The sequence below is a fragment of the Sphingomonas sp. UYAg733 genome (assembly GCF_054057355.1).
In genome coordinates this window covers 86,085-108,552 of sequence record NZ_JBSRZE010000005.1, presented here as the reverse complement: position 1 = coordinate 108,552, position 22,468 = coordinate 86,085, and the positions used below count along the sequence as shown (strand labels likewise).

20 protein-coding genes are annotated in these 22,468 nt (G+C 63.4%); 10 read left to right on the top strand and 10 right to left on the bottom strand.

Going from position 1 to position 22,468, the window contains the following annotated elements; genetic code table 11:
* Positions 1–45 precede the first annotated feature (45 nt).
* The 8 genes from ACVWZA_RS11080 (at position 46) to alr (ending at position 9,262) form a co-directional block, all read left to right on the top strand.
* A complete protein-coding gene (locus ACVWZA_RS11080; RefSeq protein ID WP_457311406.1) occupies positions 46–1,191 on the top strand; it encodes an acyl-CoA dehydrogenase family protein in 1,146 nt (381 codons plus the stop codon).
* On the top strand, positions 1,188–2,942 hold the full coding sequence (locus tag ACVWZA_RS11075) for a PHA/PHB synthase family protein (RefSeq protein WP_457311256.1): 1,755 nt from the start codon (positions 1,188–1,190) through the stop codon (positions 2,940–2,942). The genes ACVWZA_RS11080 and ACVWZA_RS11075 overlap by 4 nt, the downstream gene beginning before the upstream one ends.
* 23 nt (positions 2,943–2,965) lie before the next feature.
* Positions 2,966–4,036, top strand: coding sequence for an enoyl-CoA hydratase/isomerase family protein (locus ACVWZA_RS11070; RefSeq protein WP_457311255.1), 1,071 nt, complete (start codon positions 2,966–2,968; stop codon positions 4,034–4,036).
* A 4-nt stretch (positions 4,037–4,040) separates the two neighbouring features.
* Positions 4,041–4,817, top strand: coding sequence for an enoyl-CoA hydratase (locus ACVWZA_RS11065; RefSeq protein WP_457311254.1), 777 nt, complete (start codon positions 4,041–4,043; stop codon positions 4,815–4,817).
* Between the two features lie 130 nt (positions 4,818–4,947).
* Positions 4,948–5,829 (top strand): 3-hydroxyisobutyrate dehydrogenase, encoded by an 882-nt coding sequence (gene mmsB / locus ACVWZA_RS11060; RefSeq protein WP_457311253.1) that lies wholly within the window; start codon positions 4,948–4,950, stop codon positions 5,827–5,829.
* 87 nt (positions 5,830–5,916) lie between these two features.
* The gene (locus ACVWZA_RS11055) at positions 5,917–6,471 is read left to right on the top strand and encodes a DUF1579 domain-containing protein (protein ID WP_457311252.1); all 555 of its coding nucleotides are present in this window, start codon (positions 5,917–5,919) and stop codon (positions 6,469–6,471) included.
* A 96-nt stretch (positions 6,472–6,567) separates the two neighbouring features.
* Complete coding sequence (locus ACVWZA_RS11050; protein ID WP_457311251.1) at positions 6,568–8,190, top strand: MFS transporter; 1,623 nt, start codon at positions 6,568–6,570, stop codon at positions 8,188–8,190.
* A gap of 40 nt (positions 8,191–8,230) precedes the next feature.
* On the top strand, positions 8,231–9,262 hold the full coding sequence (alr, locus tag ACVWZA_RS11045; RefSeq protein WP_457311250.1) for an alanine racemase: 1,032 nt from the start codon (positions 8,231–8,233) through the stop codon (positions 9,260–9,262).
* A gap of 41 nt (positions 9,263–9,303) precedes the next feature.
* Here alr and ACVWZA_RS11040 read toward each other — a convergent pair whose 3' ends face one another.
* Together ACVWZA_RS11040 and ACVWZA_RS11035 are read right to left on the bottom strand one after the other, a co-directional pair.
* Complete coding sequence (locus ACVWZA_RS11040) at positions 9,304–10,476, bottom strand: acetyl-CoA C-acetyltransferase (RefSeq protein WP_457311249.1); 1,173 nt, start codon at positions 10,474–10,476, stop codon at positions 9,304–9,306.
* A gap of 34 nt (positions 10,477–10,510) precedes the next feature.
* Positions 10,511–11,590, bottom strand: coding sequence for an alpha/beta fold hydrolase (locus ACVWZA_RS11035; RefSeq protein WP_457311405.1), 1,080 nt, complete (start codon positions 11,588–11,590; stop codon positions 10,511–10,513).
* Between the two features lie 19 nt (positions 11,591–11,609).
* On the opposite strand from ACVWZA_RS11035, the gene phaR reads away from it, so the two are divergent.
* The gene (gene phaR, locus ACVWZA_RS11030) at positions 11,610–12,200 is read left to right on the top strand and encodes a polyhydroxyalkanoate synthesis repressor PhaR (RefSeq protein ID WP_457311248.1); all 591 of its coding nucleotides are present in this window, start codon (positions 11,610–11,612) and stop codon (positions 12,198–12,200) included.
* Between the two features lie 17 nt (positions 12,201–12,217).
* The gene (locus tag ACVWZA_RS11025) at positions 12,218–12,406 is read left to right on the top strand and encodes a hypothetical protein (protein WP_457311247.1); all 189 of its coding nucleotides are present in this window, start codon (positions 12,218–12,220) and stop codon (positions 12,404–12,406) included.
* On the opposite strand, the gene ACVWZA_RS11020 is transcribed toward ACVWZA_RS11025, so the two are convergent.
* The 8 genes from ACVWZA_RS11020 to atpA all read right to left on the bottom strand — a co-directional run bounded on the left by ACVWZA_RS11020 (position 12,384) and on the right by atpA (position 22,452).
* Positions 12,384–13,877 (bottom strand): ArnT family glycosyltransferase, encoded by a 1,494-nt coding sequence (locus ACVWZA_RS11020; protein ID WP_457311246.1) that lies wholly within the window; start codon positions 13,875–13,877, stop codon positions 12,384–12,386. The genes ACVWZA_RS11025 and ACVWZA_RS11020 overlap by 23 nt on opposite strands.
* A 2-nt stretch (positions 13,878–13,879) precedes the next feature.
* The gene (locus tag ACVWZA_RS11015; RefSeq protein ID WP_457311245.1) at positions 13,880–15,040 is read right to left on the bottom strand and encodes an aspartyl protease family protein; all 1,161 of its coding nucleotides are present in this window, start codon (positions 15,038–15,040) and stop codon (positions 13,880–13,882) included.
* A gap of 120 nt (positions 15,041–15,160) precedes the next feature.
* A complete protein-coding gene (locus tag ACVWZA_RS11010; protein WP_457311244.1) occupies positions 15,161–16,687 on the bottom strand; it encodes a CpaF family protein in 1,527 nt (508 codons plus the stop codon).
* A gap of 53 nt (positions 16,688–16,740) precedes the next feature.
* Entirely contained in the window at positions 16,741–17,646 is a 906-nt protein-coding gene (locus ACVWZA_RS11005) for a phosphatase PAP2 family protein (RefSeq protein WP_457311243.1), read from the bottom strand.
* Positions 17,647–18,086: 440 nt separating this feature from the next.
* Entirely contained in the window at positions 18,087–18,338 is a 252-nt protein-coding gene (locus tag ACVWZA_RS11000) for an ATP synthase F1 subunit epsilon (protein WP_457311242.1), read from the bottom strand.
* Positions 18,339–18,469: 131 nt separating this feature from the next.
* Positions 18,470–19,996, bottom strand: coding sequence for a F0F1 ATP synthase subunit beta (atpD, locus tag ACVWZA_RS10995; protein WP_457311241.1), 1,527 nt, complete (start codon positions 19,994–19,996; stop codon positions 18,470–18,472).
* Between the two features lie 20 nt (positions 19,997–20,016).
* The gene (locus ACVWZA_RS10990; RefSeq protein WP_457311240.1) at positions 20,017–20,898 is read right to left on the bottom strand and encodes a F0F1 ATP synthase subunit gamma; all 882 of its coding nucleotides are present in this window, start codon (positions 20,896–20,898) and stop codon (positions 20,017–20,019) included.
* A gap of 24 nt (positions 20,899–20,922) precedes the next feature.
* The gene (gene atpA / locus ACVWZA_RS10985; RefSeq protein ID WP_457311239.1) at positions 20,923–22,452 is read right to left on the bottom strand and encodes a F0F1 ATP synthase subunit alpha; all 1,530 of its coding nucleotides are present in this window, start codon (positions 22,450–22,452) and stop codon (positions 20,923–20,925) included.
* Positions 22,453–22,468: the final 16 nt, after the last annotated feature.

Genomic DNA, 22,468 nt, shown 5'->3' with positions numbered 1-22,468 from the left:
AGAGGCCCTCTTGAGGGCAGTCGGACACGAGAGACAGTGGAAACCATGACCAACCAGTTCGACCTCACCGATGACCAGCGCGAGATCCAGGACCTGGCGCGCAAGTTCACCGCAGATCGCATCACGCCGTTCGCGGCAGAATGGGATGAGAAGCATATTTTTCCGCGCGACACGATCAAGCAAGCGGCCGAGCTCGGCTTCGCATCGATCTATGTCTCGGAGGAATCGGGCGGGATCAATCTCGGCCGGCTCGAATCCGCGCTGATCATGGAGGCGATGGCTTATGGCTGCGCCTCGACCAGCGCGTTCATCTCGATCCACAACATGGCAAGCTGGATGATCGATCGCTTCGGCGCGCAGGCGGTGAAGGAAAAGTTCCTGCCCAGCCTAGTCACAATGGACAAGATCGCCAGCTATTGCCTGACCGAACCCGGCTCCGGCTCCGACGCCGCCGCGCTGAAGACGCGCGCGGTGAAGGATGGCGACGACTGGCTGGTCACCGGTACCAAGCAGTTCATCTCCGGCGGCGGCGAGAACGAGATCTACGTCACGATGGTGCGCACCGGCGAGGACGGTCCGAAGGGGATCAGCTGCATGGTGATCGAAAAGGATACGCCTGGCGTCAGCTTCGGCGCGAACGAGCGCAAGCTTGGCTGGCATTCGCAGCCGACCGCACAGGTCATCTTCGACAATGTCCGCGTGCCCGGGGAAAATCTCGTCGGGGGGCTGGGTGAGGGGTTCCGCATCGCGATGATGGGCCTCGATGGTGGTCGCCTCAATATCGGTGCCTGTTCACTCGGTGGCGCACAGCGCTGCCTCGACGAGGCGGTGAATTATACCAGGGACCGCAAGCAGTTCGGCACCGCGATCGCCGACTTCCAGAACACGCAGTTCACTCTGGCCGACATGGCGACCGATCTCGAAGCGGCGCGGGCCTTGCTCTATATCGCTGCGGCCAAGGTCACCGCCAATGCGCCCGACAAGACCAAGTTCGCGGCGATGGCCAAGCGCCTGGCGACCGACACCGGATCGAGCGTGGCGGATCGCGCGCTGCAGCTGCACGGCGGCTATGGTTATCTGATGGATTATCCGATCGAGCGTTTCTGGCGCGACCTGCGCGTGCATTCGATCCTCGAGGGCACCAATCAGGTCATGCGCATGATCGTCGGCCGTGAGCTGACCCGCCAGTGACCGATCAGCCTGATACGCCGAGCGTCACCCGATTGTGGCAGGACGCGCTCGCCAACGTGTCGAGCGCGCTCGGTGCAGCCGCGCGCGCGCCGATCCGGACTGGGGCGAGCCAGCCCTATGACCCGCTGGCGCTGTTCCGATCCATCTCTGGCTTCGCCATAGGGCTGGGTTCGAACCCGCAGCAATTGTTCGATGTGCAGCTTCAGGCGGCGCGTGAATGGGGTGATTTCTGGACTCAGGCCTGGCTACCCAACCCCGATGCGGAAAAGCCGCGTGATCGTCGTTTCTCCGCGCCTGATTGGGAAGAGCAGCCCTATTTTCGCGCGCTGCGCGACGCTTATTTGCTCGCCTCCAAGCAGTTGCGCGCCGTAGTCGACGTCGCGGAGGGACCGCATAGTCTGGACAAGGCCGAAGATCGGGCGATGACCGCGTTCGTGCTTGACCAGTATCTCAATGCAATCGCGCCGACCAACTTTGCGATGACCAATCCGGAGGTGATTCAGCGCACGGTCGAAACCGGCGGCGCCAATCTCGCGGCGGGCTTCGCGCACCTCTTGGAGGATATGGCGTCGGGCAAGGGTATCGTGCGCCGCCGCACCGACGAGAATGCTTTCACAAAGGGCGGCAACATCGCCGCGACGCCGGGCAGCGTGGTGTTCCAGAACCATCTGTTCCAGCTGATCCAGTATGATCCCGTCACCCCCGACGTGCATGCCGAGCCGATGCTCTATGTGCCGCCGCTGGTGAACAAATTCTACATGATCGACCTGCAGGCGCGCTCCAGCATGGTGCGCTGGCTGGTCGAACAGGGTCGCACTGTGTTCGTCATCTCCTGGATCAATCCCGATGAGAGCCATCGCGACTGCGGCGTCGGACATTATGTCCTTGATGGCATCGTCACTGCGCTCGGCGAAGCGCGCAAAAAGACGGGTAAGGCCAAGGTCGATTTTTTCAGCTTCTGCCTGGGCGGCACCTTGGTCGCGATCACGCTGGCCTACCTCGCGGCCAAGAAGCGCGCCGATGAAGTTGGCAGCGCGACCTTGATCGGATCGATGGTCGATTTCGCCGATATGCGCGACTGGTCCGCCTTCGTGCATGAGGCGCATCTCGATGCGCTCGAAGAGCATCTCGAAAAGCGCGGTTTCATCGATTCGACCGAGCTGCAGCAATTGTTCGCGGCGGTGCGTTCGAACGACCTGATCTGGTCGTCAGTGATCAACCATTACCTGCTCGACCGCGCCGCGCCGCCGTCCGATCTGCTCTATTGGTTCGAGGATGGCGCACGCATTCCGCAAGCGTTCCTCAAATCCTATAATCGCGGCCTGCTCTTCTCCAATGCGCTGAAGGAAGGCGCTGGCTTCGAGGTTGGTGGCGTCGCGATCGACCTCTCCGCCGTGAAGACCCCAATCCTGCTCGTCGCGCTGAAGGACGATCATGTCTCGGCCTGGAGCGCGGTCTATGACGGCGCGAAACTGTTCGGCGGGCCGGTCACCTTCATCCTTGGAGGGTCGGGGCACAATGCCGGCGTGATCAACCCGCCCGCAGCCAACAAGCACGGCTATTGGACCGCCGACACGATGCCGCCGACCGCCGACGAATGGCTTGCGGATGCCGAGAAGCATCCCGGCTCATGGTGGCCGCTATGGGACGGCTGGCTCAGCGCTGCGGGCTCGGACAAGCGCGTCGCTCCGCGCAAGCCCGCCAACCCGATCGAGCCCGCCCCGGGCTCCTATGTCTCCATCACCCACTGAGTTTGCATGCACCGATGAATGATATGTCCACACTTACCGAAACGCTCGCCTATCGCGATAGGGCCGCCGGGCGTCTGCGCCTCAACCGGCCCAAGGCGCTCAACGCGCTCGACCTGCCCATGGTGCAGCAGATGACCCGCGCCCTGCTCGACTGGCGCGAGGACCGCAGTGTGCGCCTGGTCATGATCGACCATGCCGAGGGGCGCGGTTTCTGTGCCGGCGGCGACGTGGTGACGATCGCGCGCAGTGCTCAAGGGCACGGCGCGGCGGGCCATGCGTTCTTCTTCCAGGAATATCGCCTGAACCATCTGATGTACACTTATCCCAAGCCCGGTGTGGTGTTCATGGATGGGGTGACGATGGGCGGCGGGGTAGGCATTGCCTGTCCGTGCCGTTACCGCGTCGTCACCGAACGCACGATCTTCGCGATGCCCGAAACCGCGATCGGTCTATTCCCCGATGTCGGGGGCGGGCGGTATCTGTCGCGACTGCGTGGTCGCGCGGCGCAGTATCTCGCGTTGACCGGCGCGCGGCTCGACGGCGCGGACTGTATCGCACTTGGCCTCGCCAATTATTATGTGCCGTCCGAGAAACTCGAAGCGCTCAAGGCCGAACTTTGCGCGACGCCGGAAAAGGTCGAATCGATCCTCGCCGGTGCCGCGGCCGTCCCGCCGCCGGCGAAGATCATCGAATATCTGCCCGCGATCGACCGCCTGTTCGCCTCGGACGATTATGAAGAGATCCTCGCCGCGCTCGACGCCGACGGCTCCGACTGGGCAATCAAGCAGCACGAAACACTGCGTCCCAAATCGCCGACTGCATGCAAGGTGTCGCTGCGCATGCTCGTCGAAAGCCCGCGCCAACTGCATTTCGTCGATGAGATGCGGATGGAATTCGGCATCGCCGCGCGCATGTTCCGCCACCCCGATTTCGCCGAAGGCGTTCGCGCGCTGCTGATCGATAAGGACAATGCACCATCCTGGAACCCCGCCACGCCAGAAGGCGTGACCGAGGCGATGGTCGATGGTTTCTTCCAGCCGCTGCCCGCCAGCCAGGCCTGGACCCCGCTTCCTGCAAATGCCGACGGAGACTGATCCCATGGCCACCTATGAAACCCTGCTCGTCGAACGGCGCGACGCCGTCACGCTCATCACGCTCAATCGCCCCCACGCGCTCAACGCGCTCAACAATCAGGTGCTCGGTGAACTGATCGCAGCGATGACCGCCTATGATGCCGATGACAGCCAGCATTGCGCGGTGCTGACCGGCAGCGAAAAAGCCTTTGCCGCCGGCGCCGATATCAAGGAAATGGCCGACCAGTCCTTCGCCGACATGTTCGGCGGCAACTATTTTGCCGGATGGGAGCGTTTCACCGCGACGCGGAAACCCATCATCGCCGCCGTCGCCGGTTTCGCGCTTGGCGGCGGATGCGAGTTGGCGATGATGTGCGACTTCATCCTCGCCGCCGACACCGCCAGGTTCGGCCAGCCCGAGATCAAGCTCGGCGTCGCGCCCGGCATGGGTGGATCGCAGCGACTGACCCGTGCGGTCGGCAAGGCCAAAGCGATGGAGATGTGCCTGACCGGCCGAATGATGGGTGCCGAGGAAGCCGAACGCGCCGGCCTGGTCAGCCGCATCGTGCCCGCCGCCGAACTGCTCGACGAGGCGCTGAAGACCGCCGCCGCGATCTCCGGCATGGCGCCACTCGCCGCGCTTGCCAACAAGGAGATGGTCAACTCAGCGTTCGAGACCGGCCTGACCCAGGGCATCCAGTTCGAACGCCGCCTGTTCCACGCCTTGTTCGGCACTGCCGACCAGAAGGAAGGCATGGCCGCATTCGTCGAGAAACGTCCGGGTAACTGGACGGGGAAGTAACCTCACACCTCATCCCGCGAATAAGCGTCACCCCAGCGCAGGCTGGGGTCTCAACGGGGAGCGCACAACGTCAGCACCGCGGAGATCCCAGCCTTCGCTGGGATGACGATAGTGAATTTGGAGAGAAGAAATGGCACGCGTCGCATTCATCGGTCTCGGCAACATGGGCGGCGGCATGGCCGCCAATCTCGCGAAGAAGGGCCATGACGTCCGCGCCTTCGACCTTTCCGCCGACGCGCTGGTGCGGGCCAAAGAGGCCGGCTGCCTCCCCGCCGGGAGCGTCGAGGAAGCGCTCAATGGCGCCGATGCGGTCATTACCATGCTCCCCGCAGGCAAGCATGTGGAGGGTGTCTATACCGATGCCATTTTCACCGCCGCGCCGCAATCCGCGATCCTGATCGACTGCTCGACGATCGATGTCGCCACCGCGAAGCGCGTCGCTGAAACCGCGACCGCCAAGGGCTACACCGCGGTCGATGCGCCCGTCTCGGGCGGCATCGCCGCCGCCAATGGCGGCACGCTGACCTTCATGGTCGGCGGCAGCGACGCCGCGTTCGAACGCGCCCAGCCTTTCCTCGCCGATATGGGCAAAGCAGTGATCCATGCCGGCGCCAGCGGCACGGGTCAGGTCGCCAAGGTCGCCAACAATATGCTGCTCGGCATCACCATGGTCGGCACGTGCGAGGCGTTCCTGCTTGCGCGCAAACTCGGTCTCGATCCGCAGAAATTCTTCGACATCGCCAGCGTTTCGTCGGGTCAGAGCTGGTCGATGACCAGCTACGCGCCGCTGCCCGGCGTCGGCCCGGACACGCCGGCCGACCATGATTATCAGGGCGGCTTCGCCACCGCGCTGATGCTCAAGGATCTACGTCTCGCGATGGAAGCCGCCGGCATCGCGCATGCCGACACACCAATGGGCGCCAAAGCAGCCGAACTGTATGAGAAATTCAATGCCGAGGGGCAGGGTGGACTGGATTTCTCCGCCATCATCCGAATGCTCGACGGGGACTGACGGTAAATTGTGTAGCGGCGGAATATCCTGACATTCCGTGTCAGGATCAGGCGACTAAACAGGACGTCCACCAATTGAGGACGCCCGATGATCGACCGCCGCGACATGCTCAGCTTCACTGCCCTGGCCGATGCCGTCGCCGCGACCCCTGGCTTCGCCGCTGCCCTTGCCGACGGTGATCACGCGCATGATTTCGATTTCCTGATCGGGTCGTGGCGCGTGAAGCATCGCCGTCTCAAAGAACGGCTGACCGGCAGCGACGCGTGGCAGGACTTTAACGGCACATGCGTCATGCAGCCGACGATGGGCGGTGTCGGCAATGTCGACGACAATTGGCTCGATGTTCCCGCGGGCGCTTACCGCGCAGTCGGCCTGCGCTCCTATGATCCAAAGACCGGGCTCTGGGCGATCTGGTGGCTCGACGGACGCACGCCGCACACGCTCGACGTGCCGGTAAAGGGTAATTTTCAGGGCTGCGTCGGCACCTTCCTCGCCGATGACAGTTTGCGCGGCAAGCCGGTCAAGCTGCGCTTCGTATGGTCGGCGATCGCGGCCAACAGCGCGGAATGGCGTCAGGCTCTGTCGGCTGATGGCGGCAAGACCTGGGAAACCAACTGGGTCATGCACTTCACCCGCGCCTGACCGTTCCGCACATCGGCAGAGTCGATCGAGCCAACACGGGCGCTTGCCGCTCTCGACAATCCCGCTAAACCCTTTGTCGTCCAGGGGGAGAAGACAATGGCCATAACCACGGCAGCCGATATCGCGTCAGAGCCTGACATGACGTCCGAACCGTCGGTGAAGGACATCCGCCTGGTCATCACCGCGTCGTCGCTCGGCACCGTGTTCGAATGGTATGACTTCTTCATCTACGGCACGCTCGCTGCCTCGGGCATCATCGGACGCACCTTCTTCCCGGCGGGTAACGCGACCATGGAGACCTTGCTCGCATGGGCGGGCTTCGCGGTCGGCTTCGGCTTCCGGCCGCTCGGCGCGGTGTTGTTCGGATATCTCGGCGACAAGCTGGGCCGCAAATATACCTTCCTCGTCACCATTACGCTGATGGGTGTCGCGACCGCCGGCGTGGGGCTGATTCCTTCGTTTGCCGCAATCGGTTTTGCCGCGCCGATGCTCGTTCTCGGCCTGCGCATCCTGCAGGGACTGGCGCTGGGCGGCGAATATGGCGGGGCTGCGATTTATGTCGCGGAGCACTCGCCCAAGGGCAAATCGGGCTATTACACCAGCTTCATCCAGGCCAGCGTGGTTGGTGGTTTCATCCTCAGCCTCGCCGTGGTGCTCGGCACCAAATGGTCGATGTCGACCGAAATGTGGGAAAGCTGGGGCTGGCGTTTCCCGTTCCTTTTCTCGCTGTTGCTGCTCGCGGTTTCGTTGTGGATGCGGCTCAAATTGTCGGAAAGCCCGGTCTTCAAGAAGTTGAAGGCGGCTGGCGAAATGGCCAAGAATCCGTTCGTCGAAAGCTTCACTTATCCCGGCAATCTCAAACGGCTGTTCGTCGCGCTGTTCGGCATCGCCGCCGGCCTGACGGTGATCTGGTACACCGCGATGTTCAGCGTCCTGTCCTTTCTGCAGACGACGATGCGGGTCGAAGGAACCGCCGCACAGCTGATCGTCGGCGTTGGCTGCTGCATGGGACTGTTCTGGTTCATCCTGTTCGGCAAGCTGTCCGACAGGGTCGGGCGCAAGGCGCCGATCGTGATCGGTTATGCGCTGACCCTGGTTCTGCTCTTCCCGATCTTCTGGACAATCGGCAGCGCAGCTAATCCCGATCTCGCACGGGCGGCGAAGCGCGCGCCGGTGGTGGTTTCCGGTCCGGTCTGTTCGTACAGCCCGTTCGCGGCCAAACAGACCGACAAATGCGGTATACTGCTCGATTATTTCTCGAAAAAGGGCGTGCAATACACCAAAGCGCACAGCCCGGTGACGGTGGTGATGATCGGCGGCAACCCTATTCCCGACACCAGCCCGGCGGGCCTCGACAAGGCGCTGGCGGATGCGGGGTATAATCTCGACAAGGTCGTGCCATCGCCGCTCAACATCGCCGTGATCCTGTTTGCGATCCTGATCCTCGGCGCGCTGTCGGGGGTGACCTATGGGCCAGTCGCGGCGTTGCTGTCGGAGATGTTCCCACCGCGTATCCGCTATAGCTCGATGTCGATCCCTTATCATCTCGGCACCGGTTATTTCGGCGGTTTCCTGCCCTTCATCAGCCAGTTCATCGTTGCGCGCACAGGTGACCCCTATGCCGGCCTCTGGTACACCATGGCCGTGGTCGCCATGGCGCTGGTCGTGACGGTGTGGGGTCTGTCGGAAACCAGGCCGGGAATGGCGAGCGCCGACTAGGACCTAGCGCGCCCGATCAAGCGACGCTAACCGCAACGGCATGACCTACGCCCCCTTACGGCTCAACCTCGATCGTGCCGGCCTTGTCGACAATTGGCGCGCGCTCGCCGCCATGAGTGGTGGCGCGGCATGCGGCGCCGCGATCAAGGCGGACGGCTATGGGTTGGGCGCGGCACAGGTCGTGAAGCAACTCGCCACTGCCGGATGTCGCGATTTCTTTGTCGCAAACTGGGCCGAAGCAAATGCCATCGCGTCGCTGGATGTGCAGGTCTCGGTGCTGCACGGCGTTCGCGAGGAGGATATGGCACTGGCGCGGGCCGGGGTTGCCCGCCCGGTCCTCAATACCGCAAGCCAGGTCGCGCGCTGGAAACAAGCCGGCGGTGGACCGTGCGATATAATGGTCGATACCGGCATGAACCGCCTCGGCCTGGCGATCGGCGATGTGACGAACGGCCTGCTCGACGGCTTGCAGGTCGAGACGCTGATGAGCCATCTCGCCTGCGCCGACGAGGATCATGCGATGAACGAGCGCCAGCGCATCGCTTTCGCTGCGCTGGCCGGACGCACGCGGGCGAAGCGCCTGAGCCTGGCGAACTCTGCCGGGATCGGGCTCGGCGCAGATTATGCGTTCGACCTGACCCGCCCTGGTCTCGCCCTTTATGGTGGCGTACCGCGGCCTGAGTTCGACGGTATCATCCGTCAGGTGGTGACGCCGGCAGCGCAAATCCTTCAACGCCGCACCGTCCCGGCGGGCGGCACGGTCGGCTACAATGCGATCTTCACCGCGCTTGCCGAGACCGAGGTCGCGATCCTGAACCTTGGCTACGCCGATGGCTATTTCCGCGGCTTCTCGGGCAAAGGCGTGGCACTATCCGATGGACGGCGATTGCCGCTGCTCGGCCGCGTGTCGATGGACCTGATCGCGGTCGACGTATCGCGTACGCCGGACCTCAGCGAAGGCGACTGGCTGTCGCTCGACTATGCATTGCCGGAGGCCGCAGCGCTGTCTGGCATGTCGCAATATGAATTGCTGACCGGCCTGGGCAAACGCTTCGATCGGATATGGCGTTAAGCGCCTTCCTCTCCCTTTCCTTTCAGGGGAGGGGTATAAGACTACCGCTCGATGCACATGGCGATGCCCATGCCGCCACCGATGCACAGGGTCGCCAGGCCCTTCTTGGCATCCCGCTTCTGCATCTCGTAGATCAACGTGGTCAGCACGCGCGCGCCGCTCGCGCCGATCGGATGACCGATCGCGATCGCGCCGCCATTGACGTTGACCTTGCCCGCGTCCCAGCCAAGCTCCTTGCCCACCGACAGCGCCTGCGCGGCAAAGGCCTCATTGGCTTCGATCAGGTCGAGGTCGCCGATCGTCCAGCCGGCCTTTTCCAGCGCGCGTCGGGTCGCGGGGACCGGCCCGATACCCATGATCGAAGGATCGACGCCAGCCGATGCCCAGCTTTTGATCGTGGCGAGAATGGTTGAGCCGCGCTTCTCGGCTTCCTCGCGGCTCATCAGTACCAGCGCGGCAGCGCCGTCGTTCAATCCGCTGGCATTGGCGGCGGTCACCGTGCCGTCCTTTTTGAAGGCGGGTTTCACGGCCGACACGCTCTCCAGCGTCACACCACTGCGGATATATTCATCATCGGACACGATCGTGTCACCCTTGCGACCCTTGACCGTGACTGGCGCGATCTCGTCCTTGAAACGGCCCGACGAGCGCGCCGCATCGGCGAGGTTCTGCGAGCGGACCGAGAATTCGTCCTGCTGTCCGCGCGTCACCTGATATTGCTCGGCGAGATTCTCGGCGGTGATGCCCATGTGATAACCGTTGAACACATCGGTCAGCCCGTCGCTGACCATCGTGTCGACCAGCGCGAGATTGCCCATTTTCTGCCCGCCGCGCAGATTCTGCGCGTGTGCGCTTAGCGACATGGATTCCTGCCCGCCCGCAACGACGATCGTCGCATCGCCGGTCGCGATCGCCTGTGCTGCCAGCGCGACCGCGCGCAGGCCCGATCCGCATACCTGGTTGACGCCCCAGGCCGGGATCTCCTTGGGTACGCCGGCCGCCATCGACGCCTGGCGCGCCGGGTTCTGCCCCTGTGCCGCGGTCAATACCTGGCCGAGAATCACTTCCGAAACATCGGCGCCATCGACACCCGCCTGTTCCAGTGCCGCCTCGATCGCGATCCGGCCCAGTTCATGCGCCGGAACCGAGCCGAACGCGCCGAGAAAGCTGCCCACAGGAGTGCGCTTGGCGGCGGTGATGACGATATCGGTCATGGAGGTTCCTTGCCTTGTCTCTAGTCTGAGCGCGCTATCTAGGCGCGGGCAGGGCAGTAATCCAGTCCGCCAACGGCTCCCACAATTGGGCCCGTGCGCCGCGCCCTACGATCATCCCGACATGCCCCGCGCCCAGGTCGCGACGGTCGGGTAGGTCGGCCGCGCTCGCCGCGGGCACGATCCGGTCGCTGAGCGACACGAACTCGATCGCTGGGCACGTCAGCGCCTTAGGGTCGACGATGCCGCCGCCCACGCGCCACTCGCCGCGCCCGGTGACATTGCCGCCGATGAACTGCTCGAACGTCTGTTCGCCCGCCGCGAAGGGCAGGGGAGCGCCGGCATTGGCCCAATCCTCCATCGCGACGAACATCGACGCGCCGGCGCTGCCCGGCTCCATCGCCGCGAATGCCTCATATTTCGTGACTGTGCGCGCCGGATCGAGCCGCCAGAAGCCCGATTGCAGCACTTCCATCGGCACCATTCCCATCGCTTCACACGCGGGTCGCGCCGCTTTCCACAAATCCACCATGTCGGCGCGGGCCGTCTTGCTGAAGCCGTCGAAGTGCCATGGTGCCGCGATCAGCGCCAGCCCGGCCACAGGTACCGCGCACGCGGCGGCGAGCGCCATCGTTCCACCCAGGCAATAGCCGGCCAATATTGGTGGTTCGGCAAATTTGGCGATCAGCGGCAACAGTAACTGTTCGACATGCGCGGTCACATCCATCCCGCGCGCCTCCGGGCCCGGTGTTCCCCAGTCGAGCAAATAGGGGTGAAAGCCTTGTGCCGCGAGCCAGTGCAGCAGCGACATATCGGGTGCGAGATCGAGGATGAAGGGCGGATTGATCAGCGACGGCACGACGATGATCGGCCGTCCGCCGCTTTCGCTCTTGCCGTAATCCCGCAACCGCGAACGCCCTTTGCGAAAGCGCGCCGGCGCCGTCTTTCGCGCTTCCCCTCGATTCGCCGCCTGGTACGCGCGCAATCCAGCCAGTGCCGCTGCCCGTCGTGCCGGCGATGCTGCGGTTTCGCTGCGCAACATATCCAGAAACAAGGGTAACGGCCGTGGACCGTGTTGCGGTGCGGCATGAAATGGTGTTAGAGCCGAGCCAACCACTTGGGCGGGGACCTTTCCCATGAAGAAGCAGACACCGGGCGATGGCCCCGTCATCATCAAGAAATACGCGAACCGCCGACTCTATAACACCGAGACGTCGTCTTACATCACGCTCGAGCATCTTGCCGCGATGACGCGCGAAGGCCGCGATTTCAAGGTTGTCGACGCCAAGACCGACGAAGATATCACGCACAACGTGCTGACCCAGATCATCATGGAAGAGGAATCGCGCGGCCAGACGATGCTGCCGGTACCTTTTCTGCGTCAGCTGATCGCGATGTATGGTGATTCGATGCAAGCGATGGTGCCTGGTTATCTCGAGGCGTCGATGGACAGCTTCCGCCGCAACCACGAACAGTTCAAGACCGCGGTCGAGGGCGCGTTCGCCAATTCGCCCTTTGCCGAAATCGCCAAGCGCAACATGGCGATGTTCGAGGCCGCGACCACTGCGTTCAAGCCCGGTTCGGGGCCGGCACCGGGCCAGCCGACCAGCGATACGCCTGCCGCCGCCGCCGCCGCCGCCGCTGCGACCAGCAAGGATGACGAGATCGCCGCGCTGAAGGCCGAACTGACCCGGCTCAACGAGAAGATCGAAAAGCTCGACACCTGATCGGCGGTTTTTTCGATATGCCGGGCGCTCCGTTCTGGGTCGCTGCGACCATTGCCGTGTTGGCCGCCATATTGGCGGGCCTGGGCGACCATCGCCGCAAGCGTCGTGCCGATCTCGACCGGGTCGGCCTGATCAATTGGCCGACGCTTCAGATGCTCGCGCTGATCGCCGCCGCCATCTTCGTCATTCTGGCATTCCACGCCTGAACGCCCGGTCGCGGCGCAGATAGACGAGTGTCCGATAATTGCTGCGTGGCGTACTGAACACCAGGCGATAGTCGCTGGCGAGCGCGTTGCTGACCATGGTCGTGCTCTCTCGGTTCCAGATCTGCAGCGGGCGAGACGAGGCGACAATCACCGGCGGGCGATTGGCCAGAATGCGCCTCACCTCGGCCGCTTCATTGATGCCCGTCGCTCCATGTTCCGTGGAATAGACCAACAGATTGGGGAATATATAGGCTGTCGGCAGGCAGGACTCGGCAAGCCGATAGGTGATCGTGTCGCCGATCGCGATCCATGGGCATTCCCCCTTGTTGCTTGGGCCGCTGTTCGCTTTGACGATCCGCGCGACCTCGCGCGCGCCCTCGGCATCGCGCGATTGCATCGCCAGCTTGGTTATGAACAACAGTAATGCCAGGCCAAGCACGCCGATCAGAATGCGCGACGATCGTGCCAGCGCCGGTGCCGCGACGAGCGTCAGCGGCGCGATCAAAGGCAGGGCATAATGGTCGAAATAGGTGCCGATCGCCGCGAAAGCGATCAGCGCTGCGCCCAGCCAGCCCCACGCGATGATCGCACCCTCGCCGACCAGGCCGACCCGCCTGCGCCAACGCCAGGCGATACCGGCCGCCACGATCAGCGGCGACAATTGCGCGGCGATACCCAGCAGCCGCATCCCGATCTGCTCGATCGGATAGCCGGGCCGCAATGTGATCGATGCGAAATTGGCGAACCAGAAGGAATCGAGTGCGGCCGGCCCTTGCCAGGCGTAGCAACCGATCGCAGCAAGGGTCGGCGTCAGCCCCGCCAGTATCCAGATCAGCCCGGCACCGACGGTTATCGGTAGCGGCGCCCTTGCTCGGTGCAGGAACCAGAGATGGACCAGGCCGAAATAGGCGCCCTCGAACGCAGGCGTGTATTTCATCTGGATCGCGATCCCGCTGAGCAGGCACACGATCAGCCCGTTGATGACGATTGCGCGGATTTTCCTTTCTTCGGCCAACGCGGGCAATCGCAGGGTGAGCAGCGCCGCGCCGGTCACGAACAGATTGTAGAACACCGGCGATTGCCCGCCGCGACCATTGAGCAATGACAGCCAGATCAGATAGGCGATCGCCGCCGCCAGCGCGCCGGCACGCGCCGTGCCGAGCCGCATCGCGCCCCGATCCACCATCCAAGCCGTGCCCGCTGCGAACAGCGTCGCGACGATCTGATAGGCGAGGATACCGTCGCCAGGCAGCAGGCGAATGCCCGCGAACAGCAGGAACAGGCCGATCGGCTTGCGGTCCCATATGTCGATATAGGGTATATCGCCCTGCAACATGCGGTCACCGACCAGCAGGTAATATTGTTCATCGACATGGACGACGGGATTGCCGAAATCCCACATCCGCAGCGCCACCGTGACGATCAGCAGAAGGGCCGCCGCCTTCCAGCGCGATGACGGCGACAGGTCCATCGTCAGTAGAAATTCCGCAAAACCAGCGTTCTTCGAGTGCCGTCGCACAGATCGAGCGAAACGACGCGGCCGGGCGCGCCGATCGACCAGGTCGCGATCGGGTTCGACGAATAATTGTCGGGCACCGGCGTGCCGTCGATGACGCAGATCATGTCGCCCGCGCGCCATCCGGCGCGCTCTGCCGGGCCGCCGCGCATTACGTGCAACACGCGCAGCCGGTCGCTCTCGGCGGCGACGAGCAGCCCGCTAGTCGATCGCAGGGTCGGTTGGCGCGCCAACGCGCCGGGCGCCAGCACCATATGCCCGGCCTTGGGATCGAGCAGCACGCGGTATTTCTGCAGGAAACCCGATCCGATCCGTCCGGCCATGCCCATCGACTGTGAAAAGCCGCCTGCCTGTTCGATCTGGACATCGACATAGGGCGCGACCAGCGCACCGGTGCGCAATTCGGGCACGATGATCAGTTCGGTGACGATCGGCCCACCAAGCCCGAACGAGATGGTCGAGGTTCGTGCAGCGGGGATGATACCGGTCGTCGCCCAGGCTTCGGCCGACAGGGTGATGCTGTTGCCGTCACCGGTATCGACGATCATCGGCCGCAACCGCCGCCCGTTGAGCGTCGTTTCTCCGATATAGACGAGCCGCTCGCGCGATACGGAAAGCGGTGCGCTGTCACCCTTGAACGGCATCCGGCCCGAGCGCAGCAAGCGAAAGCGCCGCGCATCATAATCGATATCCAGCGCATAATCGGCGGTCAGGTCGCGACCGACCAGCATTTCGATCGGTTTCGCGCTGCCCGTGGCATTGGCTGGCAGCACCGCAACGCTGATGCTGCCGCCGGTGCGGGTCAATCCGCCGAGGGTGATCGATTGCGTATCGACCCAGCCGAGCGGCACCACGCCGCCGATCGCATTGGCGGTGCCGCCGCTCCGTACTTTCAGCTTCCCCTTGTCGACATAAGCGCGCGACAGCACCGAAAAACTCACCCCGGTGTCGAGGATCGCGCTGACCGGTTTGCCGTCGACATCGAGCGTGAAACGGATCTGGTTGCCCGGCGTCAGGTCGAACGGCACCCAGCGCGCCTCGGCATCGCGCGCCAGGCTGTCGGCCGGTGGCGTCGCGGCAGTGAGCAGCAACAGGAAGAGGGCGGCAATGAAACGCATGTCGTGCTGCCGTAGCCGCATCGGTGGCTTGGGGAAAAGGGTTTACATGCCGACCAGCCGCCACCCCGGAACATGCCCTGAGCGACGGTGCCTAATCGGGCAATTTCCTGATCGAACCTCTTACAGGCACGCCTCGAGAAACGCCTGATCGAAGCCGAACTGCCGCGCCTTTTCCAGCGTATAGGGTCGCAAGCCCATCGAGCGATACTCGCCGACGATCTTGCCGTCCGCGCTTTCGTCGAGATATTCGAACTTGAACAATTCCTGCGTCACGATGACCGGGCCTTCCATGCCGATCACCTCGGTGATGTTGGTCACGCGGCGCGACCCATCGCGCAGACGCTTCACCTGGATGATCAGCTCGACCGAATCGGCTATCTGCCGGCTGATCGCTTCCTTCGGCACCTTGATGTCCGACATCATCACCATGTTCTCCATACGCGCGAGAGCTTCGCGCGGAGAGTTGGCGTGGAGCGTGCACATCGATCCGTCATGGCCGGTGTTCATCGCCGCGAGCATGTCGAAACACTCGGAGCCACGAATTTCGCCCAGGATGATCCGGTCCGGGCGCATACGCAGCGCGTTCTTGACCAGGTCGCGGATCGAGATTTCGCCCTGGCCTTCAAGGTTGGCGGGCCGCGTTTCCAGCGGCAGCCAATGCGGCTGTTGCAGCCGAAGTTCGGCTGCGTCCTCGATCGTCAGCACGCGCTCGCCCGGGTCGATCATCTTCGACAGGGCGTTCAGCATCGTCGTCTTGCCCGAACCCGTACCGCCCGAGATGACCACGTTGAAGCGCGAGGCGCCGGCGATCTTCAGCGCAGTGGCCATTTTCGGGCTCATCGATCCGAAGCCGGCCATCATGTCGAGCGTGATCGGCTTGGCGGAGAATTTACGAATCGAGATCGCGGTACCACGCAAGCTGAGCGGCGGTACGATCACGTTGACGCGTGAACCGTCCTTCAACCGGGCATCGGCGAGCGGCGTGGTCTGGTCGACGCGGCGGCCGACCGAGTTGCAGATGCGCTGCGCGATCTGGAACAGATGCTCCTCGTCGCGGAACTGGATGTTGGCAAGGACCAGCTGGCCCTTGCGCTCGACATAGGTCTGCTCCGGGCCGTTGACCATGATGTCGGTGATCGTCGGATCGGCGAGCAGTTCCTCGAGCGGCCCGAGCCCGAGCAGTTCGTCGACCAGCACCTTTTCCAGCGCGAACTGCTCGCGGCGGTTGAGCGTCAGCTTCAGCTCGGCGAGCACTTCGCCGATGATCGGGCGAAATTCCTCGGCCAGTTCATCTTTGTCGAGCGTCGCGGCGGCTTCGGGATCGACGCGTTCGAGCAAGCGCGGCAGCACCTGTTCCTTGATCTTGTGGATCGAACTTTCGAAACCCTCGACGCGGCTGTTGCCAGCATCGCCCGATGCCGACTGGCGGTCGGCGAGGCGCTGCATCGCGTCCTGGTTGACGCCCGGCATATTGCCCATCGGCTGCGCGTCGGATTCGCCCGGCATTGGCAAGGGCGGGAATTGTTCGCCACCGCTTTCCGCATCGGCCGGACGTGCCGCGCCGCCCTGCATCGGGCGTGCAACACCGAACGCAGGCCGGTTACCGGATGCGGATCCTACCCCTGGACGACGCCCGAATGCGCTCATGCCGTGTCATTCCTCATGCTTGAACGAAATGCTTAACCGCCAAGCTTTGACAATTAGCTAATCGGAGCTGACGGTATGTCGCTTGCCATTCCGACCAGACCGTCAACCGCGGGCGCGGATGACCGGAAGCGCGGTTTCCAGGTACGATCGGGCGAAAAGACTAAAGTTGCCGACGCCACGCCGAATGTGGCGACAGCGGCGCCCGAGATCAGATCGACGATATAATGCGCGCCGAACAAGGGTGAGGCGGCCAGCATCAGGAGGTTGAGCAACAGCACGGGAACGCGCAGGCCACGCGTCGACCAGGCGGTCCAGATATAAAGGCACGCGACACAGGCATGGAAGCTCGGGAAGGTGATCAGCCCGGTCAGGGTTTGCGCGCTGACCTGTCGGAAACTTCCGTCGCGAAGGCCTTCGAGAAATTCGATGTGCTGCAACAGGATGGTGACGTGGGTGTCGCCCTCCGGGGGGTAGATGTTGGTGAGTTGCCGCGCGAGGTCGCCGAAATGGCCATAAGCGGAGACTGCCGGCATGAAAATGAAGATGATCGAGGTCGCCGCCAGCGCAACCGCCATTGCGAGCAGGAAAATCCGCAGTCTCGCGATCTGATTGGACACAACAAGGACCAGGAGCAACAGCAAGGGCTGCGCGTTGAACGAATTATACGCCAGCTCAAGGGTGCGGCAAGCCAGGGGGTAATTGTTGATCGTTCTCGCATAGGCGAGCCAGTCGAACCCCAGCGCCAGGCCGGCCGCCCGTAACTTCGTATCAGCATAAGGGAAGGGGTAGCTGGCCGCTCCGGCGGCATAGGTGATGAGCGTTCCCAGCGAGAATGTCGCCATGAGGATCGCCACCGCCTCGGCCGCCATCGCAAGCTTCGGCGCATCCGTGCGATTGCGATACGCCACCGCGATTCCCGTGCACACGACGATCGGCAGCAGGATCAGCGCAATGCTCACAAAATCTATTGTCAGACCGGTGGCGATATAAGAAAGGATGAGGACGGCTGCCTGAAGCGCAAGGGCGCCATGCAGGATCGGTCGCCCGCTGCGCCATAATTCTGTCCCGCCCATGCGGACATTTTGCAAAAATGATTTTAAGAATTAGTAAATTTGTTTCGCCTGCGTTCCGATATTTCGGATGCAGCTGCGCTCCGCTTCTCAAGCTCAGAACATTGGGAATTACGGCAGGTCGTCAGGCAGAAACGGTCCGACCGCGCGTTCACGGGCGGTGCGTGGCGCATGATTACCCACAGCGCATCCGCTATTGGCGCGAAGGCAAAATTCTCAATGCGAAAATCTCGCTGAGCTATGGCAGCAAGCGGATGCGCTGGAGTTACAGCGCCATGTAGCTGGGCTATCCAGCAAGCTCCGCTGCGTCGCGGGGAACGGCGGGCGCCTCAGGCGGCGCGTTCGGCGAGCACGGTCAGGCCATTGGCGTTGACCTCGGCGAAACCGCCCTCGATTGCGATCGTCTCGGGCTCGCCCTTTTCGGTGCGATAGATCGACAGCGCGCCATCGCGGATCGTCGACATGACCGGCGCATGCCCTTCGAGCACGCCGAAGTCGCCTTCGGTGCCGGGAACGACGACCATATACACGTCCTCGGAGCGGACGAGCTTTTCAGGCGTGACGAGTTCGAAGTGCAGCATCTTCTCTTCCTTCCCCCCTCCCGCTTGCGGGAGGGGCAGGGGGTGGGCTCGCGCTCACCATAATCGTCGCGCCCTGTTCGGGCCGGGCGCCCACCCCTCGATTCCCTCGCGCAAACGGGAGGGGAGGAAGATCAGGCGTCCTGCGCCATCTTCTCGGCCTTGGCGACGACCTCTTCGATGCCGCCGACCATGTAGAACGCGCTCTCCGGCAGGTGATCATACTCACCATCGACCACTGCCTTGAACGACTTCACCGTATCCTCGATCTGCACGAACTTGCCGGGGATGTTGGTGAACACCTCGGCGACGTGGAACGGCTGGCTGAGGAACTTCTGGATCTTCCGCGCGCGGCTCACGGTGCGCTTATCGTCTTCGCTCAGCTCGTCCATGCCGAGAATCGCGATGATGTCCTGCAGCGACTTGTAACGCTGCAGCGTCTCCTGAACGCGGCGTGCCGTGTCGTAATGCTCCTGACCGACGATCGCCGGAGTCAGCACGCGCGACGTGGAGTCGAGCGGATCGACCGCCGGGTAGATGCCCAGTTCGGAGATGGCGCGGTTGAGGTTGGTCGTCGCGTCCAGATGGGCGAACGACGTGGCCGGAGCCGGATCGGTCAAATCGTCGGCCGGCACGTAAATCGCCTGCACCGACGTGATCGACCCCTTGTTGGTCGAGGTGATGCGCTCCTGCAGCGCGCCCATGTCGGTCGACAGGGTCGGCTGATAGCCCACCGCAGACGGAATACGGCCAAGCAGAGCCGACACTTCCGAACCAGCCTGGGTAAAGCGGAAGATGTTGTCGACGAAGAACAGCACGTCCTGGCCTTCGACGTCGCGGAAATATTCCGCAATGGTCAGGCCCGACAGCGCGACGCGGGCGCGGGCGCCCGGCGGCTCGTTCATCTGGCCGAACACCAGCGCGACCTTCGAACCCTCAGGCGTAGGGTTGCCGTCGGCGTCCTTGGCGATAACGCCCGCGTCGAGGAATTCGTGATACAGATCGTTACCCTCGCGGGTACGCTCGCCGACCCCGGCGAACACCGATGTGCCGCCATGGCCCTTGGCGATGTTGTTGATCAGTTCCTGGATCAGCACGGTCTTGCCCACGCCGGCGCCGCCGAACAGGCCGATCTTGCCGCCTTTTGCGTAAGGCGCGAGCAGATCGATGACCTTGATGCCCGTCACCAGGATCGCGCTCTCGGTCGACTGATCGACGAACAACGGCGCCGGTGCGTGGATCGGCATGGTTTGGGTGTGGCCGACCGGGCCACGCTCGTCGATCGGCTCGCCGATCACGTTGAGGATACGGCCGAGCGTCATCGGGCCGACCGGCACACGGATCTGCGAACCCGTATCGGTCACGCGCTGGCCGCGAGTCAGACCTTCGGTCGAATCCATCGCGATCGCGCGTACCGTGTTCTCGCCGAGATGCTGGGCGACTTCGAGCACCAGACGGTTGCCGTTATTATCGGTCTCGAGCGCCGAAAGAATCGCCGGCAGTTTGTCCTGCTCGAACGTCACGTCGACGACGGCGCCGATCACCTGGCTGATACGGCCGACATTGTTGGTCGTCGCGACCGATGCGGTTGCTTCCGGGGTAGCGGCCTTGGTCGCGCGCGGCTTGCGGACGGGCTTTTCGGCGATAGGGGCGGTTGCCATCTTCTCTTCCTCGTATCGAATTACTTGAGCGCTTCCGCGCCGGAAATGATTTCCACCAGCTCGGTCGTGATCGCGGCCTGGCGGGTGCGGTTATACTGGATCGTGAGGCGATTGATCATGTCGCCGGCATTGCGCGTGGCGTTGTCCATCGCGGTCATGCGGCTGCCCTGTTCCGACGCGGCATTTTCAAGCAGCGCACCGAACACCTGAATCGCGACGTTGCGCGGCAGCAGGTCGGCAAGGATCGATTCCTCGTCCGGTTCGTAGGTCACGGCGGCGCCACCATCGTCGACCGGCGCGGCATTGGCGTCAATCGCAACGGGAATGATCTGGCGGCCGGCGGCTTCCTGCACCAGCGCGGACTGGAACTTGGCGTAGAACAAATGGGCGATGTCGAACTCGCCCGCCTCAAAGCGTGCGATCACGTCGTCGGCGACTGCTCGGGCATCCGAAAACGCGACATATTTGATCTGGCCCTGCTCATGATCGTGCAGGATCATTTCGGGGTAGAAGCGGCGCAACACGCGGCCCTTCTTGCCGGCGAGATAGAATTTCACCGTCTTGCCCTGCGCGATCAGTTCCTCGGCCTTGCGGCGCGCGGCGCGCACGATGTTCGAATTGAACGCGCCTGCCAGACCCCGTTCGGAGGTCGCGACGATCAGCAGGTGAACCTGGTCCTTGCCGGTGCCGACGAGCAGCTTGGGCGAGGACTCGCTCAACGCAATCTTCGACGCCAGGCTGGCCATCACGCGCTCCAGCCGTACGGCATAGGGGCGCGCGGCGACCGCCGCTTCCTGCGCACGGCGCAGTTTCGCGGCGGCGACCATCTTCATCGCCTTGGTGATCTTCTGCGTCGACTTCACCGAGCCGATGCGGATCTTGAGAGCTTTAAGGCTGGCCATCGGGCTTTCTGTCTACCGGCTGGGTTACGCGAACGTCTTCGAAAACGCGGCGAGCGCGCTCTTCAGCGCCTCGGTCGTTTCCTTGGACAGGTCGCGCTTCTCGCGGATGTCGGTCAGCAGGCCGGCATGGTTGGCGCGAAGATCGGCGAGCATTGCCTGCTCGTAGCGAACCACCGCATCTACGGCCACGGTATCGAGATAACCGTTGGTGCCCGCGAAGATCGATGCGGTCTGCTCCTCGAACGGCATCGGCTGATACTGGGCCTGCTTGAGCAGTTCGGTCAGGCGTGCGCCGCGGTTGAGCAGCTTCTGGGTCGATGCGTCGAGATCCGAACCGAACTGCGCGAACGCGGCCATTTCGCGATACTGGGCGAGTTCGAGCTTGATCGAGCCCGACACCTTCTTCATCGCCTTGGTCTGCGCGGCGGAACCGACGCGGCTGACCGAAAGCCCGACGTTGATCGCCGGGCGGATACCAGCGAAGAACAGGTCGGTTTCAAGGAAGATCTGGCCGTCGGTGATCGAGATCACGTTGGTCGGAATGTATGCCGAAACGTCGCCGGCCTGGGTTTCGATGATCGGCAGCGCGGTGAGCGAGCCCGAACCATTGTCGGCATTCATCTTCGCGGCGCGCTCGAGCAGGCGCGAGTGGAGATAGAACACGTCGCCGGGATAGGCTTCGCGGCCCGGCGGGCGGCGCAGCAGCAAAGACATCTGACGATAGGCGACGGCCTGCTTCGACAGATCGTCATACACGATCAGGGCGTGCATGCCGTTGTCGCGAAAATATTCGCCCATCGCGCAGCCGGTGTACGGTGCGAGGAACTGCAGCGGTGCGGGCTCCGATGCGGTCGCGGCAACGACGATGGTATATTCCATCGCGCCGGCTTCTTCGAGCGCACGGACGATCTGCGCGACAGTCGATCGCTTCTGGCCGACCGCGACATAGATGCAATAAAGCTTCTGGCTCTCGTCGGTGCCCTGATGCGCCGCCTTCTGGTTGATGAAGGTGTCGATCGCGACGGCGGTCTTGCCGGTCTGACGATCGCCGATGATCAGCTCACGCTGGCCACGGCCGACCGGCACGAGTGCGTCGATCGCCTTGAGGCCGGTCTGCACGGGCTCGTGGACCGATGTGCGCGGGATGATGCCCGGCGCCTTCACTTCGACGCGGCTGCGCTGATCGGTAACGATCGGCCCTTTGCCGTCGATCGGATTGCCAAGGCCATCGACGACGCGGCCGAGCAGGCCCTTGCCGACGGGCACGTCGACGATCGTGCCGGTACGCTTGACGACATCGCCTTCCTTGATCTCCGAATCGGTGCCGAAGATCACGACGCCGACATTGTCGGCCTCGAGGTTCAGGGCCATGCCCTGCACGCCATTGGAGAACTCGACCATTTCGCCCGCCTGGACGTTGTCGAGCCCGTGGATGCGCGCAATGCCATCGCCGACCGACAACACGCGGCCAGTTTCGGAAACTTGTGCCTCGGAGCCGAACGAAGCGATCTGGTCCTTGATGACCTTCGAAATTTCAGCGGCGCGAATATCCATTGTTAGCCTTTCCCAC

What these genes read in the sequence shown, in the direction of transcription:
- atpA (WP_457311239.1), bottom strand. Translation starts at nt 22,452, where the DNA reads ATGGATATTCGCGCCGCTGAAATTTCGAAGGTCATCAAGGACCAGATC.
- ACVWZA_RS10990 (WP_457311240.1), bottom strand. Translation starts at nt 20,898, where the DNA reads ATGGCCAGCCTTAAAGCTCTCAAGATCCGCATCGGCTCGGTGAAGTCG.
- phaR (WP_457311248.1), top strand. Translation starts at nt 11,610, where the DNA reads ATGAAGAAGCAGACACCGGGCGATGGCCCCGTCATCATCAAGAAATAC.
- ACVWZA_RS11025 (WP_457311247.1), top strand. Translation starts at nt 12,218, where the DNA reads ATGCCGGGCGCTCCGTTCTGGGTCGCTGCGACCATTGCCGTGTTGGCC.
- ACVWZA_RS11055 (WP_457311252.1), top strand. Translation starts at nt 5,917, where the DNA reads ATGATCGACCGCCGCGACATGCTCAGCTTCACTGCCCTGGCCGATGCC.
- ACVWZA_RS11065 (WP_457311254.1), top strand. Translation starts at nt 4,041, where the DNA reads ATGGCCACCTATGAAACCCTGCTCGTCGAACGGCGCGACGCCGTCACG.
- ACVWZA_RS11000 (WP_457311242.1), bottom strand. Translation starts at nt 18,338, where the DNA reads ATGCTGCACTTCGAACTCGTCACGCCTGAAAAGCTCGTCCGCTCCGAG.
- ACVWZA_RS11040 (WP_457311249.1), bottom strand. Translation starts at nt 10,476, where the DNA reads ATGACCGATATCGTCATCACCGCCGCCAAGCGCACTCCTGTGGGCAGC.
- ACVWZA_RS11015 (WP_457311245.1), bottom strand. Translation starts at nt 15,040, where the DNA reads ATGCGTTTCATTGCCGCCCTCTTCCTGTTGCTGCTCACTGCCGCGACG.
- ACVWZA_RS11050 (WP_457311251.1), top strand. Translation starts at nt 6,568, where the DNA reads ATGGCCATAACCACGGCAGCCGATATCGCGTCAGAGCCTGACATGACG.
- ACVWZA_RS11080 (WP_457311406.1), top strand. Translation starts at nt 46, where the DNA reads ATGACCAACCAGTTCGACCTCACCGATGACCAGCGCGAGATCCAGGAC.
- ACVWZA_RS11020 (WP_457311246.1), bottom strand. Translation starts at nt 13,877, where the DNA reads ATGGACCTGTCGCCGTCATCGCGCTGGAAGGCGGCGGCCCTTCTGCTG.
- ACVWZA_RS11070 (WP_457311255.1), top strand. Translation starts at nt 2,966, where the DNA reads ATGTCCACACTTACCGAAACGCTCGCCTATCGCGATAGGGCCGCCGGG.
- atpD (WP_457311241.1), bottom strand. Translation starts at nt 19,996, where the DNA reads ATGGCAACCGCCCCTATCGCCGAAAAGCCCGTCCGCAAGCCGCGCGCG.
- alr (WP_457311250.1), top strand. Translation starts at nt 8,231, where the DNA reads ATGACCTACGCCCCCTTACGGCTCAACCTCGATCGTGCCGGCCTTGTC.
- mmsB (WP_457311253.1), top strand. Translation starts at nt 4,948, where the DNA reads ATGGCACGCGTCGCATTCATCGGTCTCGGCAACATGGGCGGCGGCATG.
- ACVWZA_RS11010 (WP_457311244.1), bottom strand. Translation starts at nt 16,687, where the DNA reads ATGAGCGCATTCGGGCGTCGTCCAGGGGTAGGATCCGCATCCGGTAAC.